The sequence below is a fragment of the Micromonospora sp. NPDC049275 genome (genome assembly GCF_043197115.1).
Lineage (GTDB): Bacteria > Actinomycetota > Actinomycetes > Mycobacteriales > Micromonosporaceae > Micromonospora.
On record NZ_JBICSN010000012.1, the window covers coordinates 122,421 to 140,496 of the forward strand.

General features: G+C 72.8%; 14 protein-coding genes. 10 read left to right on the top strand and 4 right to left on the bottom strand.

Going from position 1 to position 18,076, the window contains the following annotated elements; all coding sequences use genetic code 11:
* Positions 1–40 precede the first annotated feature (40 nt).
* Entirely contained in the window at positions 41–247 is a 207-nt protein-coding gene (locus ACGFIE_RS27045; protein ID WP_007464240.1) for a hypothetical protein, read from the top strand.
* An 87-nt stretch (positions 248–334) separates the two neighbouring features.
* A complete protein-coding gene (locus ACGFIE_RS27050; RefSeq protein ID WP_393299807.1) occupies positions 335–1,927 on the top strand; it encodes an ATP-dependent DNA ligase in 1,593 nt (530 codons plus the stop codon).
* Positions 1,928–1,973: 46 nt separating this feature from the next.
* Here the strand turns inward: ACGFIE_RS27050 and ACGFIE_RS27055 are convergent, their stop codons facing one another.
* Positions 1,974–2,795: an SURF1 family protein gene (locus ACGFIE_RS27055; protein WP_393299657.1), complete on the bottom strand. Its 822-nt coding sequence runs from the start codon at positions 2,793–2,795 to the stop codon at positions 1,974–1,976.
* Positions 2,796–2,967: 172 nt separating this feature from the next.
* Here ACGFIE_RS27055 and ACGFIE_RS27060 point away from each other — a divergent pair, with 172 nt between their 5' ends.
* Positions 2,968–4,371 carry a cobyrinate a,c-diamide synthase gene (locus ACGFIE_RS27060; protein ID WP_393299660.1) on the top strand — a complete coding sequence of 468 codons (1,404 nt, stop codon included), beginning with the start codon at positions 2,968–2,970 and terminating at the stop codon, positions 4,369–4,371.
* Positions 4,368–4,937 carry a GNAT family protein gene (locus ACGFIE_RS27065; protein WP_363679631.1) on the top strand — a complete coding sequence of 190 codons (570 nt, stop codon included), beginning with the start codon at positions 4,368–4,370 and terminating at the stop codon, positions 4,935–4,937. Before ACGFIE_RS27060 ends, ACGFIE_RS27065 begins: the two co-directional genes overlap by 4 nt.
* 9 nt (positions 4,938–4,946) lie before the next feature.
* Here ACGFIE_RS27065 and ACGFIE_RS27070 read toward each other — a convergent pair whose 3' ends face one another.
* Positions 4,947–7,076 carry a transglycosylase domain-containing protein gene (locus tag ACGFIE_RS27070; RefSeq protein WP_393299662.1) on the bottom strand — a complete coding sequence of 710 codons (2,130 nt, stop codon included), beginning with the start codon at positions 7,074–7,076 and terminating at the stop codon, positions 4,947–4,949.
* A 122-nt stretch (positions 7,077–7,198) separates the two neighbouring features.
* Here ACGFIE_RS27070 and cobC point away from each other — a divergent pair, with 122 nt between their 5' ends.
* Genes cobC through cobA form a run of 3 tightly spaced genes read left to right on the top strand, consistent with a single transcriptional unit; the run spans position 7,199 to position 10,663 of the window.
* The gene (cobC, locus tag ACGFIE_RS27075) at positions 7,199–8,278 is read left to right on the top strand and encodes an Rv2231c family pyridoxal phosphate-dependent protein CobC (RefSeq protein WP_393299664.1); all 1,080 of its coding nucleotides are present in this window, start codon (positions 7,199–7,201) and stop codon (positions 8,276–8,278) included.
* Entirely contained in the window at positions 8,278–9,357 is a 1,080-nt protein-coding gene (gene cobT / locus ACGFIE_RS27080; protein ID WP_393299810.1) for a nicotinate-nucleotide--dimethylbenzimidazole phosphoribosyltransferase, read from the top strand. Before cobC ends, cobT begins: the two co-directional genes overlap by 1 nt.
* Before the next feature lie 40 nt (positions 9,358–9,397).
* A complete protein-coding gene (gene cobA, locus ACGFIE_RS27085) occupies positions 9,398–10,663 on the top strand; it encodes a uroporphyrinogen-III C-methyltransferase (RefSeq protein ID WP_393299667.1) in 1,266 nt (421 codons plus the stop codon).
* A gap of 134 nt (positions 10,664–10,797) precedes the next feature.
* Here cobA and otsB read toward each other — a convergent pair whose 3' ends face one another.
* Both otsB and ACGFIE_RS27095 read right to left on the bottom strand, forming a co-directional pair.
* Positions 10,798–13,407: a trehalose-phosphatase gene (otsB, locus tag ACGFIE_RS27090; protein WP_393299670.1), complete on the bottom strand. Its 2,610-nt coding sequence runs from the start codon at positions 13,405–13,407 to the stop codon at positions 10,798–10,800.
* Complete coding sequence (locus ACGFIE_RS27095; protein ID WP_363679622.1) at positions 13,404–14,804, bottom strand: trehalose-6-phosphate synthase; 1,401 nt, start codon at positions 14,802–14,804, stop codon at positions 13,404–13,406. The genes otsB and ACGFIE_RS27095 overlap by 4 nt, the downstream gene beginning before the upstream one ends.
* 429 nt (positions 14,805–15,233) lie before the next feature.
* Here ACGFIE_RS27095 and ettA point away from each other — a divergent pair, with 429 nt between their 5' ends.
* From ettA to ACGFIE_RS27110, 3 genes are read left to right on the top strand one after another with little or no spacing between them, the layout of a single operon-like run.
* A complete protein-coding gene (gene ettA, locus ACGFIE_RS27100; RefSeq protein WP_363679620.1) occupies positions 15,234–16,910 on the top strand; it encodes an energy-dependent translational throttle protein EttA in 1,677 nt (558 codons plus the stop codon).
* Positions 16,910–17,356, top strand: a complete 447-nt coding sequence (locus tag ACGFIE_RS27105; RefSeq protein WP_007464226.1) for a thioesterase family protein — start codon at positions 16,910–16,912, stop codon at positions 17,354–17,356. Before ettA ends, ACGFIE_RS27105 begins: the two co-directional genes overlap by 1 nt.
* Positions 17,353–18,072 (top strand): hypothetical protein, encoded by a 720-nt coding sequence (locus ACGFIE_RS27110; protein ID WP_393299675.1) that lies wholly within the window; start codon positions 17,353–17,355, stop codon positions 18,070–18,072. The genes ACGFIE_RS27105 and ACGFIE_RS27110 overlap by 4 nt, the downstream gene beginning before the upstream one ends.
* Positions 18,073–18,076 lie beyond the last annotated feature (4 nt).

The following is an 18,076-nucleotide window of genomic DNA, read 5'->3' on the forward strand; positions in this document are numbered from 1 at the left end:
TTCGGCGTGTCGCCGGACGGGTTGTTATAGCCTTTCGAACATGAGTACGAACGAGGTGATGGCCCGGTTGGGGGCCGCCGTCAGCGCACTGGGGGACGTCGACGTCTCCGCGTGGTCCGAGGACACGCTCAACGACCAACTCGGTGAGCTGTCCGCCGCCCTGGTCGCCCTCGACTCGGTGCTCTCCCGGGTGGCCGGCGAGGTCCGCGCCCGAGGGCTGCGCATCGAGGAGCCCGTCTCCGCCTGATTCCCGCCGCCCCTCGTGGGCTGCGGCACCGCGCCGACACCGCCCGGGCACGGCAATGCCCGGGCGGTGTCGGAGGTGGCTGGCAGGATGGGCTTCGTGCGGTTCATCGACCTGGCGGCAACCTCCGCCGCCGTGGGCGCCACCAGTGGCCGGCGGGCCAAGGTGGAGCTGCTCGCCGACGCGCTGCGCCGGCTCGACCCGGCCGAGGTGGAGCCCGGCGCCGGCTATCTCGCCGGTGAGCTACGCCAGCGGCAGACCGGCGTGGGCTACGCGAGTCTGCGTGACCTGCCGCCACCGGCCGCCGAGCCGACGCTTACCGTGGCCGCCGTCGACGCGGCCATCGAGCAGATCGCCGCCGTGCAGGGCACCGGGTCGCAGGCCCGCCGCCGGGCTCTGCTCGGCGCCCTCTACGCGGCGGCCACCGCCGACGAGCAACGGCTGCTCACCGGCCTGTTCGGTGGTGAGCTGCGGCAGGGTGCCCAGGCCGGGCTGCTCGCCGACGCCGTGGCCCGGGCCGCCGAGGTGCCGGTGGCGACCGTCCGTCGGGCGCTGCTGCTCGCCGGCGACCTTCGCGCCGTGGCGGTGGCCGCGCTGACCGGAGGGGCCGCCGAGCTGGCCGGCTTCGGTCTACAGGTCGGCCGGCCGCTGGCGCCGATGCTCGCGCAGAGCGCTCCCTCGGTCGACGAGGCGCTCGCCGCGACCGGCACGCCGGCGGTGGTCGACGTGAAGCTCGACGGCATCCGCATCCAGGTGCACCGCTCCGGCGCCGACATCGCCGTGTTCACCCGCAGCCTCGACGAGATCACCAGCCGGGTGCCGGAGGTGGTCGCGGCGGTTCGCGCCCTGCCCGGCCGGGAGCTGGTGCTCGACGGCGAGGCGATCGGCCTGGACGAGACCGGCCGCCCGCTGCCGTTCCGGCAGACGTCCAGCCGGGCCGCCCGGCGCACCACACCGAGCACCACCGGCCGGACACCTGTCGCCCCGGCGGTGCTCGCGGCCGCCGCCAGCACCGGCGCGACAGTGCTCACTCCATACTTTTTCGACCTGCTGCACCTCGACGGCCAGGATCTGATCGATCTGCCCGGCCGGGAGCGGTGGGCCGCCCTGGCCGGTGCGGTCGATTCGTCGCTGCTGGTGGGGCGGATGGACGTCGACGGCCCGGAGCAGGCCGGTGCGGCGTTCGCCGCCGCGCTCGACGCCGGCCAGGAGGGCGTGGTGGTCAAGGCGCCGGACGCCCCCTACGACGCCGGCCGGCGCGGCGCCGCCTGGGTCAAGGTCAAACCGCGGCACACCCTCGACCTGGTGGTGCTCGCCGTCGAGTGGGGCAGCGGCCGGCGCAAGGGCTGGCTGTCCAACCTGCATTTGGGCGCCCGCGACCCGCGCACCGGCGACTTCGTGATGCTCGGCAAGACGTTCAAGGGGCTCACCGACGAGCTGCTGCGGTGGCAGACCGAGCGTTTCCTCGGCCTGGCCGTGGAGCGCGGCGACTGGGTGGTCCGGGTCCGGCCCGAGCAGGTGGTGGAGATCGCCTTCGACGGGGTGCAGACGAGCACCCGCTATCCGGGCGGGATGGCGCTGCGGTTCGCCCGCGTGGTGCGCTACCGCGACGACAAGTCCGCCGCCGAGGCGGACACCATCGACGCGGTCCGCGCCATCCACGCCGGTCGGCAGAGCGGCTGAGTCGGCAGAAGCGGCTGAGCGCGCAGAAGCGGCCGAGCCGGCAGAGTCAGGCGGACGGGCTCGCCGTCGGCTCGGCCGCCCGGTCCAGCGGGGCCCTCGGGTTGTCGAGGCCGGCCGCCCGGCGTGCCTCGCGGCGGGCCACCCAGCCGTAGCCGAAGAGCGCCATCGCGGCGAACAGCCACCACTGCACGACGTAGCCGAAGTTCTGCCAGTTGTTGGTGTGCCCGACCGGCACGGCCTTGAACACCGCGTCGGCGGCCGGGGTCTGCTCGTCCAGCAGCAGGTAGCCCCCGTAGACCGGGTAGGGCAGCTCGCGGGCCAGACGCGGCACGGCGATCCGCCGCGTCTCCAGCCGGCCGTCGCGGCGGTCCACCGTGCCGGCGCCGCTCTCGGTCTCGTGCACCCGGCCGTTGACAGTCACGTCGCCGCCCGGCGGGGTGGGCACCGACGGCTGGGCGGTCGCCCCGCCCGGCGCGGGCGGGATCCAGCCCCGGTCCACCAGCAGCGCGCTGCCGTCGGCGAGCACCAGCGGCGTGAGCACCTCGAAGCCGACCCGGCTGTCGACAGTCCGACCACGGACCAGGACGGTGTTCGACGTGTCGTACCGGCCGGTGGCGGTGATCCGGGTCCAGACCCTGTCCTTCGCGGGGGCCGGGCCGGCGGTCCCGGGGCCGCCGGTGGGCGCGCGGAACGCCTCGGCCAGCGGGGCCGGGGACATCCGCTCGCCCGCGTCGATCCGCTCGTTGATCTCGGTACGACCTCGGTAGCGGTCCAGCTGCCAGTTCCCCAGCCACACCATGACGGCGGAGGCGACCAGGGTCAGCGCGAGGGCGCCCAACCAGCGTGGGCTCAGCAGGAACCGGTACACGGCACCGAGGCTACCCGTATGACCGGGGCCACTGACCTCGACCGGGCCAGGCGGTGCCGGTTGGCGTGGGTTGGTGGTGCTCGCCCGTCGGGGCGGGCGGGTATCGTCACGCGGACGGCTCGGCCCCCCAGCCGGTCGTCGCGTACCCGCCGCCGCCCGCGAGGAGTCGCTGATGACAGTCGTGCCGCGCCTGGTGCTCAGCGCCCCGTCCTCCGGGCACGGAAAGAACGCGCTGGCGATCGGGCTGCTCGCCGCCCTGGCCGAGCGGGGTGTCGACGTCGCCGGGTTCAAGCTCGGCCCGGACCACGTCGACGCCGCGTACCTCGGTCTCGCCGCCGGTCGGCCCGGTCGGGTGATCGATCCCCGGCTGGTAGGCGTCGACCGGCTCGCCCCGCTCGTCGCACACGGTGCCGCCGGGGCCGCGCTCGCCGTGGTGCAGGGCAGCATGGGCCTGTACGACTCGGTCGGTGGCCGCCCGGAGCAGGAGTCCACTGCCGCCGCGGCCGCCGCGCTGCGTAGCCCTGTGGTGCTGGTGGTCGACGTGGCCGCGATGGGGCAGTCGGTGGCGGCCCTCGTGCACGGTTTCCGGTCGTACGACGAGCAGTTGTGGCTCGGTGGGGTGATCCTCAACCGGGTGGCGTCGTCGCGGCACGAGGCGATGCTGCGCGAGGCGCTCGACGACGTGGGCGTTCCGGTCTACGGCGCGCTGCGTCGCCAGGACCTGCCGGCCGTGCTGCCGTCGCGCCGGCACGGGGTGGCGCCGGTGGTCGACGCCTCGGCCGACGCGCTCCGTGCGGTGAGCCGGCTGGGCGAGGCCGTCGCCGCCACCGTCGACCTGGAGCGGCTGCTCGGGCTGGCCCGTTCCGCTCCGCCACTGCCGGCGGCGGCCTGGTCGCCGCGGGAGGCGCTCGGTGAGCTTGTCGTTGCGGCGCAGCGCCCGCTGGTGGCGCTGGCCGGTGGGCCGGGTGGCAGCTTCAGCCACCCGGAGACCGCCGAGCTGCTGGCCGCCGCCGGCGCCGAGGTGGTCACGGTCGATCCGCTACGCGACGAGACGCTGCCGGCCGGCACCCGCGCGCTTGTCGTCGGGGGCGCGCTGCCCGAGTCGTACGCCGAGCAGTTGTCGGCCAACCGGCGGCTCTGCATCGCGGTGGCCGAGTTGGCCCGCACCGGCCGGCCGGTGGTCGCCGAGGGCGCCGGCCTGCTGTGGCTGGCCCGGGAGCTGGACGGGTTGCCGATGTGCGGTGTGCTGGACGCGGTGGGTGTGAGCCGCGACGGCCTGGTGGTGGGCTACCGGGAGGCGACCGCCCAGACCGACAGCGTGGTCGCCGCGCGCGACACGGTGGTGGTGGGGCACAAGGAGCATCGGGCGGTGCTCACCCCGCGCGCCGGTCAGCGGCCGGCGTGGAGCTGGGACGGCGGCACGCCTGAGGGTTTCGTGTGGCGCAACGTGCACGCCTCGCAGCTCACCCTGCACTGGGCGGGGCACGCGGCGACGGCCGCCCGGGTGGTGGCGGCGGCGGTCAGCGAGCCGGCGGCCGAGGCCGTGCCCGCGCAGCCTCCCGTGGTGCCCGCGTGATCGGTGAGTTGGCGGTCCGCCGGTTTCCGGCGTTGACCGTCTCGACCCCGCGTACGGAGGTGCGTCGGCTCACGGCTGCGGACGCGCTCGTGGCCGGAGAGATCTTCGCCGACAAGCTGACCCGGCGGTGGCTGCCGCTGGCCGACGACTCGGGCCCGATCGACGGCCACGCCTGGTGCACGGATCTGGCCCGGCAGCGGCGCGACAGCGGCGAGGGCGACCACTACGCGGTGGTCCGTCGGGAGGACGACCAGATGGTCGGCTCCCTCTGGACGCGGCGCACCGACTGGGGCGCCCGGCTCACCGAGGTCTCCTACGCGATGGCACCCCACGCGAGGGGGTTCGGCCTGGCCGCCGAGGCGGTGGACGCGGCAGCCATCGCGCTGATCCTGGAGCACGGTTTCCAGCGGGTCGAGCTGCGGGTCGCTCCCGGAAACCTGGCGTCGCGCCGGGTCGCCGAGAAGGCTGGCTTCAGCTACGAGGGGCTGCTGCGCAACGCCGGTTTCGTCGGCGGTGGCCGGGTCGATCTCGAACTCTGGTCGTTCGTGGCGGCGGATCTGCGCTGAGCCGCGCCGTCATCCCACGATGGCGTCCGACGGTGGTGTGAACTCACGGGTAGGCGTTCCCTTCAGGCCGTCGCGCAGGGTCTCGGCGACCGCCGCGATCGGGATCTGGGACTGCCCGTCACCGACCGCGTTGAACGGATTGTCCGGGTCGGAGATGAAGCTCGCCGCGGCCAGCTCCGGCGTGTAGCCGACGAACCAGGCGGACCGGGTGCTGTCGGTGGTGCCTGTCTTACCGGCGACCGGGCGGCCGACCGTACCCCGGACGCTGTCGGCGGTCGACCAGCCGCCGCAGCCTCCGCGTGCCGGCCGGTCGCCGGTCGGGCAGCGGGCGGCGTCGGTGGCCGCGCGGGCGGCGTCGGCGCTGACCACCTGGCGGCAGCGCGGCTTGGCCACCTCCCGGTGCAGGCCGCCCGGAGTGGCGTACGTGGCCGGTGTGCCGTCCCGGTTCATGATCGCCTGCACGGGGATCGCCTCGCAGTAGCGGCCGTCGGCCGCGACGGCGGCGTAGGCGTTCGCCATCTCCAGCGGCGTGGCGTCGGAGACGCCCAGGGTGAACGCGCCCCACTTCTTGGCCTTGCCCGGGGATGCCTGATCCCGGTCGACGTCGGTGCGCCAGCGCAGCCCGAGTTGCTCGGCCAGCCGGACCGCCCGGTCCGCGCCCACCCTCTCCTCCAGCCACACGAAGTACGTGTTGACGGACTTGCCGAAGCCGGACCACATGGTCTGCTGGCCGGTCATCGCGCCGCTGGCGTTGGAGGGCGCCCAGCCGTCGTAGACGTTCGACTTGTAGCGGTACGGGGCGTTGAACGAGGTGGACAGCGTCATCCCCGAGTCCAGCGCGGCCAGCATCGGGAACATCTTGAACGTCGACCCGGCCTGGTAGCCCGGCAGGTCACCGCCGCCGAGCAGCGGCGCCACCGTGTTCGGATAGTTGGCCTTCACCTTCGGCCCGGCCTCGGGGTTGGAGCTGGGCGGGTTGTCGGCCAGATCCAGGGAGTAGTTCCGGTTCACCGCCATCGCCTTCACCCGCCCGGTGCCCGGTTCGGAGACCACGATGCCGTTGGCGAACGGGCTGCCGGTGCCCTCCTTGGCGCCGACGTTCTTCTCCGCCGCGGCCTGGATCTTCGGGTCGATGCTGAGCACGATGCGGTAGCCGCCCCGGCGCAGCTTGTCCATCCGTTCCAGCCGGTTCGTACCGAACGCGGGTTGCGAACTCCACCAGTTCTTCAGGTAGTCGCAGGCGAAGCCCCAGCTGTTGTACTTCTCGATGATCGAGGCGCAGTCGCTCGGCGGGGTGGTGAGTTTCAGCCGGATCGGCTCGGTCTTCGCGGCGGCGGCCGAGTCGGGGGAGAGGTAGCCGAGCTGGCTCATCCGGTCCAGCACGTAGTTGCGCCGCCCGGTGGCCTCCTTCTGGTCGGAGTCGGCCGGGTCGTACTCGGAGGGGGACTTGACCAGCCCGGCGAGGGTGGCCGCCTCGACCGGGGTGAGGTCCTTCGGGGTCTTGGAGAAGAAGATCTCGCTGGCCGCGTAGATGCCGTACGCCCGGTGACCGAAGTACGCCGAGTTCAGGTACCGCTCCATGATCTGTTCCTTGCTCATCTCCTTCTCCAGGTCCAGCGCCATCCGCATCTCCTTGACCTTGCGAATGCTTGTCTGCTGGGTGGCCTCCTGGACCTCCTTGGGCGTGGTCGCGCTGTCCCGCAGGGCCATCCGGACGTACTGCATGGTCAGCGTCGACGCGCCCTGGGAGCCGCCGGAGCGGGCGTTGGACACGAAGGCACGGGCCACGCCCTTGGGGTCGACGCCGTGGTGTTGGTAGAAGCGGGAGTCCTCGGCGGCGACGATCGCCTGCTGGATGTTCGGCGACATGTCCGACAGCTTCGTGTACTGCCGGTACTCCTCGTAGAACATGGTCAGCACGGTCTTGCCGTCCGGGGCGTAGAGGTAGGAGGTCTCGGCGGGCAGGGCGGTGGTCAGCAGCCTGGTCTTCTGCTCCACGGCGTGCGCGGTGGCCTTCGCGCCGAGCCCGGTGAGGGCGACCAGCGGGTACGCGGCGGCGGCGACCACGATCGCGGCGATGAGTCCGGCACGGAGAAGAGGAACGAGTCGACCAGCGGCAGCAAGGGGTCGGTTACTCACGTGGTCAAGTTATGACATTTCCGATTCATTCATGAGAAGAACTCATAAACCCGCGAGGTGGTGACGTGGCTTACGCCGACATCGACTGTCCCGCCGGCCGCCTTCCCGGCAGGATCGCGGACATGCCCGATCAACCGACCGCACCGGCTCCGATCACCGGGGTCGAGCCGGACCTCGCACACCACGGCGACGCGGAGGCGACCGCCGGGCTGATCGACCTCGCCGTCAATGTCCGGCAGGCGCCGCCGCCGGCCTGGCTGGCCGCCCCGATCGCCGCCACCCTCGCCGACCTGGCCCGCTACCCCGACCCGGCGCCGGCCCGCGCCGCCGTCGCCGCCCGGCACCGGCGTCACCCGGACGAGGTACTGCTCACCGCCGGCGCCGCCGAGGGCTTCGTGCTCATCGCTCAGGCCCTGCGCGGCATCCGCCGGCCCGTGGTGGTGCACCCGCAGTTCACCGAGCCGGAGGCGGCGCTACGGGCCGCCGGCCACCCGGTCGAGCGGGTGCTGCTGGACCCGGCCGACGGGTTCCGGCTCGACCCGTCCCTGGTGCCCGTCGACGCGGACCTGGTGATGATCGGCAACCCGACGAATCCCACGTCGGTGCTGCACCCCGCGCGGACCGTGGCCGCTCTCGCCCGTCCCGGCCGGGTGCTGGTGGTCGACGAGGCGTTCGCCGACACCGCCGCCGGGCACACCGGCGAGCCGGAGTCGCTGGCGCAGCGGCGGGATCTGCCCGGCCTGCTCGTCCTGCGCAGCCTCACCAAGACGTGGGGCCTGGCCGGGCTGCGGATCGGCTACCTGCTCGGCGCCCCGGAACTGCTGTCCCGCCTGGCCGCCGTCCAGCCGCTCTGGGCCGTCTCCACGCCCGCGCTGGCCGCCGCCGCGGCCTGCGCCACTCCAGTCGCGGTCGAGGCCGAACGCGCGATCGCCGCCGACCTCGCCGCCGACCGCGACCACCTGGTCGCGCGCCTGGCCGACCTGCCCGGTGTACGCGTCGCGGGCCGCCCGGCCAGCTCGTTCGTCCTGCTGCACCTGGCCGACGGGAACCGGGTCCGGGAGGCCCTGCGCGACCGGGGTTGGGCGGTACGCCGCGGCGACACCTTCCCCGGGCTCGGCCCGGACTGGCTACGGGTGGCGGTACGCGACCCAAAGACCACCGACGCGTTCATCGAGGTGCTGCGCGAGATCATGGAGGCATGATGCTGGAGACCACGATCGCGGCCATCCGGCCACTGGACGAGGCGGCGATGGCTGCTGCCCGCGAGCTGCACGGTCGGCTGACCAAGCCGGCGGGCTCGCTGGGCCTGCTGGAGGACCTGTCGGTACGCCTCGCCGGGCTCGCCGGAGCCTGCCCACCGCCGATCCCCGAACCGGCCGCCGTGGCGATCTTCGCGGGCGACCACGGTGTGCACGCTCAGGGCGTCAGCCCGTGGCCGCAGGAGGTCACCGCGCAGATGATCGGCAACTTCCTGGCCGGCGGCGCGGTCGTCAACGCGTTCGCCCGGCAGGCCGGCGCCTCGGTCACCGTTGTCGACGTCGGGGTGGCCACCCCGCTGCCGGTCGGCGAGGTTCCCGCTTCGGCCGACCCGTCCGCGCCCCGGCTGGTCTCCGCCTCGGTGCGCCCGGGCACCCGGGACCTCACGGTGACCGCCGCGCTCACCCGGGACGAGGCGCTGGCGGCCGTGCGGACCGGCATCCGGATCGCCGACGAGCTGGTCGACGCCGGTGCCGGCATCCTGCTCACCGGGGACATGGGCATCGGCAACACCACCCCGGCCGCCGCGCTGATCGCCGCGTTCACCGGTGCCGACCCGCTCGACTCCACCGGCCGGGGCACCGGGATCGACGACCCGACGTACGCCCGCAAGGTGGCCCTGGTGCGGGCCGCGCTGGCCCGGCACGCACCCGATCCGGCCGACCCGCTGGGCGTGCTCGCCGCCGTCGGTGGCCTGGAGCACGCCGCGCTGGCCGGGCTGATCCTGGGCGCCGCCGCCCGCCGGACGCCGGTCCTGTTGGACGGCGTGATCGCGGTGTCCGCGGCGCTCGCCGCCGCCGCGTTCGCACCGGACGCGGTCGCGGCCATGGTCGCGGGGCACCGCTCGGCCGAGCCGGGCGCGACGGTCGCGCTGCGTCACCTCGGCCTCGATCCGCTCATCGACCTGGGACTGCGCCTCGGCGAGGGCACCGGCGCCCTGTTGGCGTTGCCGGTGGTCACCGGCGCCGTCCGCGTGCTGCACGACGTGGCCACCTTCGACTCCGCGGGGGTGGCCGAGAAGTGACGGTGTCCAACGAGTGGGCGGCCCGGCCCGGTGGTGCGGCGTGAGTGCCAGCCCGTACCCTCTCGGCCTGCGGCTCGACGGGCGGCGCGTGGTCGTGGTGGGCGGCGGCGCGGTCGCCACCCGCCGGGTGCCGGCGCTGCTGGACGCCGGCGCGGACGTCCTGCTGGTGTCGCCGGAGTTGACCCCGGCGCTGCGGGCCCGGGTGGACGCGGGCCGGCTGCACTGGGTGCCGCGCCGGTTCGCGCCGGAGGACCTGGACGGGGCGTGGCTGGTCCAGGTGGCGATCGACGACCCGATGGCGGCGGCCGCGGTGAGCGCCGTCGCCGCCGAGCGGCGGATCTTCTGCGTACGGGCCGACGACCGGACAGCCGCCACGGCGTGGACCCCGGCCGTGACCCGACACGGGCCGGTCACCGTGGCCGTGTTCGGCGGCGGCGACCCCCGGCGGGCGATGACCGTCCGCGACGCCGTCCGTGACCTGCTCGCGGCCCGCGTGGTGTCGGACGGCGTCGCTCCGCCGCAGGGCCTGCCCGGCGGTGCGGCGGGTGCCAGCGGTGCCGCCGGTGCGGCCGGGACGACCGCCGGGCGGGTGGCGCTGGTCGGGGCGGGGCCGGGTGACCCGGAGCTGATCACCGTGCGGGGCTGGCGGCTGCTCACCGAGGCCGACGTGGTGGTCGCCGACCGACTGGTCCCCGGGTTGCTCCTGGACGAGCTGCGCGCCGACGTCGAGCTGGTGGACGCCTCGAAGATCCCCTACGGGCCGTCCCGAGCCCAGGAGGAGATCAACCGGATCCTGGTCGACCGTGCCCAGGCCGGTGCCGTCGTGGTCCGGCTCAAGGGCGGCGACCCGTACGTCTTCGGTCGCGGCGGCGAGGAGCTGCTGGCCTGTGCGCAGGCCGGTGTGCCGGTGACCGTCGTACCGGGGGTGACAAGCTCGATCGCCGCTCCGGCGGCGGCCGGCATCCCGGTCACCCACCGGGGGGTGGCGCACGAGTTCACAGTGGTCTCCGGGCACGTGGCACCCGACTCGCCGGCCTCGCTGGTGCGCTGGGACGCTCTCGCGGGCCTGCGCGGCACGCTGGTGATCCTGATGGGGTTGAAGAACCTCGCCGCCATCGCCGAGACGCTCATCGCGCACGGAAGGTCGCCGCAGACCCCGGCCGCCGTGGTCCAGGAGGGCACGACAGGCGCCCAACGGACGCTGCGGTCCACGCTGGGCGCGGTGGCCGCCGACGCGCGCACAGCCGACGTCCGCCCACCGGCCGTCGTGGTGGTGGGCGACGTGGTGCACACCCTCGACACCTGAACACCCCCACCACAGTTACAGATCTTGGACAGTTTCCGTTCGGGCGGAACGGAAACTGTCCAAGATCTGCCCTGCCTGACGCGACGGGGCCGGAGGCGCTTGCGCCTCCGGCCCCGTCGTCGTACGTGCTGTCGTTACTGCTTGAGCATGTTGTCCAGCAGCAGGGCACAGCGGATCAGACCCAGGTGGCTGTACGCCTGCGGGTGGTTGCCCAGGCCGCGCTCGGCGAGCGGGTCGTACTGCTCTGGGAGCAGCCCGGTCGGGCCGGCGGTGAGCACCATCTGCGCGAACAGCTCCTCGGCGTCGGTGCGGCGGCCGGTGCGCAGGTACGCCTCGATGAGCCACGCCGTGCAGATGTGGAAGCCACCCTCGCGGCCGGGCAGGCCGTCGTCCCAGTGGTAGCGGTAGACGACCGGGCCGCTGCGCAGGTCCGCCTCGATCTTCAGGACCGTGGACAGGAAGCGCGGGTCGTCGCCGGGGAGCAGGCCGGAGAGCCCGATCCAGAGCGACGAGGCGTCCATGTCCTCGTCCCCGTACGCGACGCTGTACGCCTCGACGTCGGAGTGCCAGCCGTGCTCCAGCACGTTGGCGCCGATCCGGTCGCGCAGGTCCTTCCACTCGGACCGGTCCTCGCCGCCGTGCTGGCGCATCACGTGCAGCGCCCGGTCGACTGTCATCCAGCACATCACCTTGGAGAAGACGTGGTGCCGGGGTGGCAGCCGGGCCTCCCAGATGCCGTGGTCGGGCTCGTGCCAACGGCGGCGGACCGCCTCGACCATGTTCTCCAGGACCCGCCACTCGTCGTCACGGACCGAGCCGCGCGCGTCGGCGACGGCCGCGATCAGGTCGGCGATCGGGCCGAACACGTCCAACTGGAGCTGGTGGTTGGCGAGGTTGCCGACCCGGACCGGCCGGGAGCCGGCGTACCCGGGCAGCGTGTCGATGACCGCCTCGGCGCCCAGCTCGTAGCCGTCGATGGTGTAGAGCGGGTGCAGCCGCTCCGGGTGGCCACCGGTGCGCTCGATGCAGCCGTCGACCCAGCGCAGGAACGCCTCGGCTTCCTCGATGGAACCGAGGTCGACGAGCGCGCGGGCGGTCAGCGCGGCGTCGCGCAGCCAGCAGTAGCGGTAGTCCCAGTTGCGGACGCCGCCCAGCTCCTCGGGGAGCGAGGTGGTGGCGGCGGCCAGGATCGAGCCGGTGGCCTCGTGGCAGAGCCCGCGCAGGGTGAGCGCGCTGCGGGCCACCAGGTCGCGGGAGGTGGACGGCAGTCGCAGCGACGCCACCCAGTCCTTCCACGGCTGCTCGGCCGCGGCCTGCCGCTCGTGGATCGGCACCCGGTGGTGCTCCAGGCTGTGCGTGCCGAAGCGCAGCTCCAGCACGACCTGCCCACCGGCGGCGGAGAGGTCGACGACAGCCTTGGCGGTCTCGTACCCGCCGTCGTTGTTGACCTGCCACTCCACCCCTGGGGAGTAGAGGGCGACCGGCTCGTTGGAGCCGAGCACCAGCAGGCCGTCGCCGAGCGGCTGCATCTGCACGGCGACCTGACCGAACTCGGGTCGGGGCGCGAACTCCAGCCGCACCCGGCCGCTGCCGGTGAGCACCCGGACCAGTGTCGAGTCGCCGGTGATGACCGCCGGGCTGTCGTCCGGAGTGGTCTCCCGGGCCGGCTTGTCCAACCAGTCGGTGACGGTGAGCCCGGACCACCGGGTCTCGACTGTCATCGTGCCGGAGCGGTAGCGCTGGCCCAGCGGGATGCCCCCGCGCTCCGGGGCGACGCTGAAGTGCCCGGCCGGGCTGCCACCGACCAGGTCGGCGAAGATCGCCGCCGAGTCCGGCTTGGGGTGGCAAAGCCAGCTGACCTTCGCCTCCGGCGTGAGCAGCGCGACCGTACGACCGTTGGCCAGCATGGAGTGCCGCTCGATGGGCACCGCCCGCTCGCCGAACAGCCAGTGTCGACGGGTCTCCAGCAGCAGCCCGAGCGCGCGGGCGGCCTCGATGGGCTCGGCCACCCGGAAGCCGGCCTTGGTCTCGCCAGGGCCGATCTTGATGCCCAGGTCCGGGCCGTGCAGGTTGCCGAAGGCGTTCTCGTCGGTGACGTCGTCGCCGATGAAGAGCACCGCGCTGGCCGAGAGCTGGGTCCGGAGCTGGTCGACGGCGGTGCCCTTGTGGGTGGCCACCACGGACAGCTCGATGACCTCCTTGCCCTGCGTCACAGTGACGCCGTCGAAGCTGGCCGGACCGTTGCGGACCGCCTCGATGGCCGCGGCGGCGACCTGCGGGTCGACGCCCCGGGTGTGCACGGCGACGCTTGCCGGCTTGCGTTCCAGCCGGATGCCCGGGTGCTCGGCGGCGATCTCGCGCAGCGCGTTACGCACCTGGGTGCGGACGGCTACCAACTCGGGCGAGAGGCGCTCGACGAAGCCGATGTCGAACTCGGAGCCGTGGCTGCCGACGAGGTGCACCTCGCTGGGCAGCCGGGAGAGCGTGGCCAGATCCCGCAGCGCCCGGCCGGAGACCACCGCCACGTTCGTCTGCGGCAGCGCGGCGAGCGCGCGGATCGCCGCCACCGCCTCGGGCAGCGGTACGGCGGTGCTCGGGTCCTCCACGATCGGCGCGAGTGTGCCGTCGTAGTCGCAGGCGATCAGGAGCTGGGGAACCCGGGCGATCCGGCCGATGGCGGAGCGCAGCTCCGGGTCCAGCACCCCGGTGGCGATCGCCGCTCCGTCGTTGACGGACGTGTTCACGCGGCCTCCGCCTCGGGAACTCCGAGCTCGGAGAGGAAAGACTTGGCCCAGTGCCCCACGTCGTGGGTACGCAGGTGACGTTGCATTGTCCGCATCCGGCGGCGCGCCTCGCTTTTTTCCACGTGCACGGCCCGGAGCAGGGCGTCCTTGACCGCGTCCGGGTCGTGCGGGTTACACAGAAAGGCCTGGCGCAGCTCCGTTGCGGCGCCGGCGAATTCACTGAGCACGAGCGCACCGCCCTGGTCGGCACGGGATGCGACGTACTCCTTGGCCACGAGGTTCATGCCGTCTCGCAGCGGGGTCACCATCATCACGTCCGCAGCAACGTACATCGCGGCCAGTTCACTGCGACTGTACGACTGATGGAGGTAATGCACGGCAGGCACGCCGACTCGGCCGAATTCGCCATTAATCCGACCAACCTCGCGCTCCACCTTGACCCGAAGTGCCTGGTAGTGCTCGACGCGCTCGCGGCTCGGCGTGGCCACCTGCACCATAACGGCGTCCGGAACTGTCAACTTTCCGTCAGCTAGCAACTCGCGGAACGCCTTGAGCCGCAACTCGATGCCCTTGGTGTAATCCAGCCGGTCCACGCCCAGGATGATCGTCTTCGGGTCGCCCAGCTCGGCGCGAATCTGCTTGGCCCGCGCCTGGATCGCCGGGTCGGCGGCCATCCGCTCCATCTCCTGCGTGTCGATGGAGATCGGGAAGGCGCCCGCCTTCACCTGTCGACCGTCGACCTGGATCATCTGCCCCTCGTAGCGCAGCCCGAGCAGGTGCCGGGCCAGCCGGACGAAGTTCTGCGCGGCCAGCCGCTGCTGGAAGCCCACCAGGTCCGCGCCGAGCAGGCCCCGCAGGATCTCGGTGCGGAACGGCATCTGCATGAACAGCTCGATCGGCGGGAACGGGATGTGCAGGAAGAACCCGATCCGCAGGTCCGGGCGCAGCTCGCGGAGCATCGCCGGGACGAGCTGGAGCTGGTAGTCCTGCACCCAGACCGTCGCGCCCTCGGCCGCCACGTCCGCAGCGGCCTCCGCGAACCGCGCGTTGACCAGGCGGTACGCCTCCCGCCAGCGCCGCTTGTACGCCGGTGTCTCGACCGCGTCGTGGTAGAGCGGCCAGATCGTCGCGTTGGACTGGCCCTCGTAGTAGCGCTCCAGCTCCTCGGCGCTGAGCGGGACCGGATGCAGCCGGATGCCCTCCAGGTCGAACGGCTCGGGGGCGGCGCCGGTGCCGCCGGCCCAGCCGACCCAGGTGCCCTGGTGTTCGGCGAGCACGGGATGCAGCGCGGTGACCAGCCCGCCGGGGCTGCGTCGCCACTGCCGTCCCTCGGGTGTGCTCACCTCGTCGACCGGCAGACGGTTCGCCACTACGACAAAGGAGCTACGGACGGTCACGATCGGCCACCTCCGGGTGCTGACGGGTCCACCGCGATGAGCGTACTGAGCGTAGCTGCGGCGTCTTGTGCCCCGTGCCGGAGTCTCCTACCCGCCTCGTACTCCTCGAAATCCTGAGGGTGATCTTGTCGACAGCCGCGTCGGTCAGAGGTCGATGATCACCGGGGTGATCGACTCCGGTTTCTTGAAACCGGTGCATCCAGGCGCGGGGGACGGCCCGATTTCCACAAAGTCGAGTGGATCATGGGTTGGCGATCGCTCTCCGCGTACTCCTGGGGCGGGGTGATGTGGGCGAAGCGCGCCGTACCTGTCAGGATTGACGATGGCGTGCGCGCGGCCGGCTCCCGGCCGGCGGCGGCGGGTGCAGGTCCCAGCCCGCGCCGCGCCGCCGACTCAGGCGACAGCAATCCGACGGAGGTAGCCCGCACCGTGGCCCAGTACATCTACGTCCTGGAAAAGGCGCGCAAGGCGCACGGCGACAAGGTCGTGCTCGACAACGTGACGCTGAGCTTCCTGCCGGGGGCCAAGATCGGTGTGGTCGGCCCGAACGGCGCCGGTAAGTCCAGCCTCCTCAAGATCATGGCAGGGCTGGACAAGCCGAGCAACGGCGAGGCCCGGCTGATGCCCGGCTACACCGTCGGCATGCTCGCCCAGGAGCCCCCGCTCAACGACGCCAAGACGGTCCTCGGCAACGTCGAGGAGGCGGTCGCCGAGACCAAGGCCAAGCTGGAGCGGTTCAACAAGATCGCCGAGCAGATGGCGACGGACTACTCCGACGAGCTGATGGAGGAGATGGGCAAGCTCCAGGAGGAGCTGGACCACGCCGACGCGTGGGACATCGACTCCAAGCTCGAACTCGCCATGGACGCGCTGCGCTGCCCGCCGCCGGACGCCGACGTGACCCAGCTCTCCGGCGGCGAGCGCCGCCGGGTGGCGCTCTGCAAGCTGCTGCTGGAGGCGCCCGACCTGCTGCTGCTCGACGAGCCCACCAACCACCTGGACGCGGAGAGCGTCTCCTGGCTGGAGCAGCACCTGGCCAAGTACGCCGGCACCGTCATGGCGATCACCCACGACCGGTACTTCCTGGACAAGGTGGCCGGCTGGATCCTGGAGCTGGACCGGGGCCGCGCCATCGGATACGAGGGCAACTACTCCACCTACCTGGAGAAGAAGGCCGCCCGGCTGGCCGTCGAGGGTCGTCGCGACGCCAAGATGAAGAAGCGCCTCACCGAGGAGCTGGAGTGGGTCCGCTCCAACGCCAAGGCCCGGCAGACCAAGTCCAAGGCCCGCCTGGACCGGTACGACGAGATGGCCAACGAGGCGGAGAAGACCCGCAAGCTGGACTTCGAGGAGATCCAGATCCCGCCGGGCCCGCGCCTGGGCAGCACGGTGATCGAGGCGAACGACCTCAGCAAGGGCTTCGGCGACCGGCTGCTGATCGACAACCTGTCGTTCTCGCTGCCGCGCAACGGCATCGTCGGCATCATCGGCCCGAACGGCGTCGGCAAGACCACGCTGTTCAAGACCATCGTCGGGCTGGAGGAGCCGACCGGCGGCGAGGTCCGCGTCGGCCCCACCGTCTCGCTGTCGTACGTCGACCAGAACCGGCAGGGCCTCGACGGCGACAAGACCGTCTGGGAGGTCGTCTCCGACGGTCTGGACTACCTGATGGTGGGCAAGGTCGAGATGCCGTCGCGGGCGTACATCGCCGCGTTCGGGTTCAAGGGTCCGGACCAGCAGAAGCCGACCAAGGTGCTCTCCGGCGGTGAGCGCAACCGGCTCAACCTGGCGCTGACCCTGAAGATCGGCGGCAACGTCATCCTGCTCGACGAGCCGACGAACGACCTGGACGTGGAGACGCTCTCCAGCCTGGAGAACGCCCTGCTGGAGTTCCCCGGCTGCGCCGTGGTCATCTCCCACGACCGGATGTTCCTGGACCGGGTCGCCACGCACATCCTGGCCTGGGAGGGCGACGACCAGGACCCGGCCAAGTGGTTCTGGTTCGAGGGCAACTTCGAGGCGTACGAGAAGAACAAGATCGACCGCCTCGGCGCGGAGGCTGCCCGGCCGCACCGGGTGACCTACCGCAAGCTGACCCGCGACTGATGTCCGACCGGTTCGTCTACCACTGCACGCTGCGCTGGTCCGACCTGGACGCGTACGGCCACGTCAACAACTCGCGCTTTCTCACGCTCTACGAGGAGGCGCGGGTGGCGTTGATGTTCGCCGGCGGCCGGGCGTGGGGAGTGGGCTCGTTCGCCGACGGAGTGGTGATCCGCCGGCACGAGGTCGACTACCTGCGCCCGGTCGACTACGCGCTGGGTCGGGCCACCGCGGAGGCCGCGCCCACCGTCCGCATCGAGCTGTGGGTGGAGGAGATCAAGGCGTCGCGGTTCACAGTCGCCTACGAGCTGTACGACGGCGAGGTGCTGGCCAGCCGCGCCCGCTCGGTGCTGGTGCCGTTCGACCTGACCCGCCAGGTGCCCCGGCGGATCACCGCCGAGGAGCGGGATTTCCTGCTCACGTACGCCCCGCAGGGCGGCGGGGCGTGACGCGGCCGGGCGCCGCCGGCCCGGACCGGGTGGCGGCGTCGCCGTCCGCGCACGGCGTGACAGGCGTGGCCGACGCGGGCGCCTTCCTGGCCCGGCTGGTCCGGCTGGACGCGGCGGCGCCGGTCCGGCTGCGGCCGGCCGGCGCACCCGGCCGGGTCACCCTGTTCGCCCGGTTGCCGTGGCAGGTGCTGGTGACCCGCACTGTCGCGGGTGCGGCGGCCGGAGACGTCACGGTGGGGGCCGCCGACCTGCTGGCCGAGCTGGAACGCGGTGGCGCGGCGCTGCCGGCCCGCCGCGACGCGCAGTGGCGCTGGCCGCTGCCACCGGCGCGCAGCGAGCCGGTGGAGGTACTGCCCAGCGTGGAGCTGCGACGGATCGCCGAGGCGGCGGCGGGCACCCTGCGCACCGCGAGCGAGCAGGGGGTGGCGGGCCGCGCGGTGGGTCAGCGCGCGTTGCGCGACGCGCTGCTCGACCATGTGGCCGTACGGGTCACGCCGGACGATCCGCCGGGCCCCGCCGTCGAGGTGCCGCAGCGGCTGGTGCAGGGGCTGGTCCGGATGGGTTTCCTCGGCGCGGCCGACGCCCCGGCGGGCTCCGAGGTGCAGGTGCGGGTGGCGGGCCGTTGGGTGGGTCTGGTGGCACCATACGGAGCGGCTTGGTTGCAGAAGGCCACCGATCTTGCCGTGACACCCCTCACAACTCATCCGTTCGGATGACCCC

Excerpts from the sequence above, each read along its gene's own strand:
- ACGFIE_RS27045 (WP_007464240.1), top strand. The coding sequence starts at position 41 with ATGAGTACGAACGAGGTGATGGCCCGGTTGGGGGCCGCCGTCAGCGCA.
- ACGFIE_RS27050 (WP_393299807.1), top strand. The coding sequence starts at position 335 with ATGGGCTTCGTGCGGTTCATCGACCTGGCGGCAACCTCCGCCGCCGTG.
- ACGFIE_RS27060 (WP_393299660.1), top strand. The coding sequence starts at position 2,968 with ATGACAGTCGTGCCGCGCCTGGTGCTCAGCGCCCCGTCCTCCGGGCAC.
- cobC (WP_393299664.1), top strand. The coding sequence starts at position 7,199 with ATGCCCGATCAACCGACCGCACCGGCTCCGATCACCGGGGTCGAGCCG.
- cobT (WP_393299810.1), top strand. The coding sequence starts at position 8,278 with ATGCTGGAGACCACGATCGCGGCCATCCGGCCACTGGACGAGGCGGCG.
- ACGFIE_RS27105 (WP_007464226.1), top strand. The coding sequence starts at position 16,910 with ATGTCCGACCGGTTCGTCTACCACTGCACGCTGCGCTGGTCCGACCTG.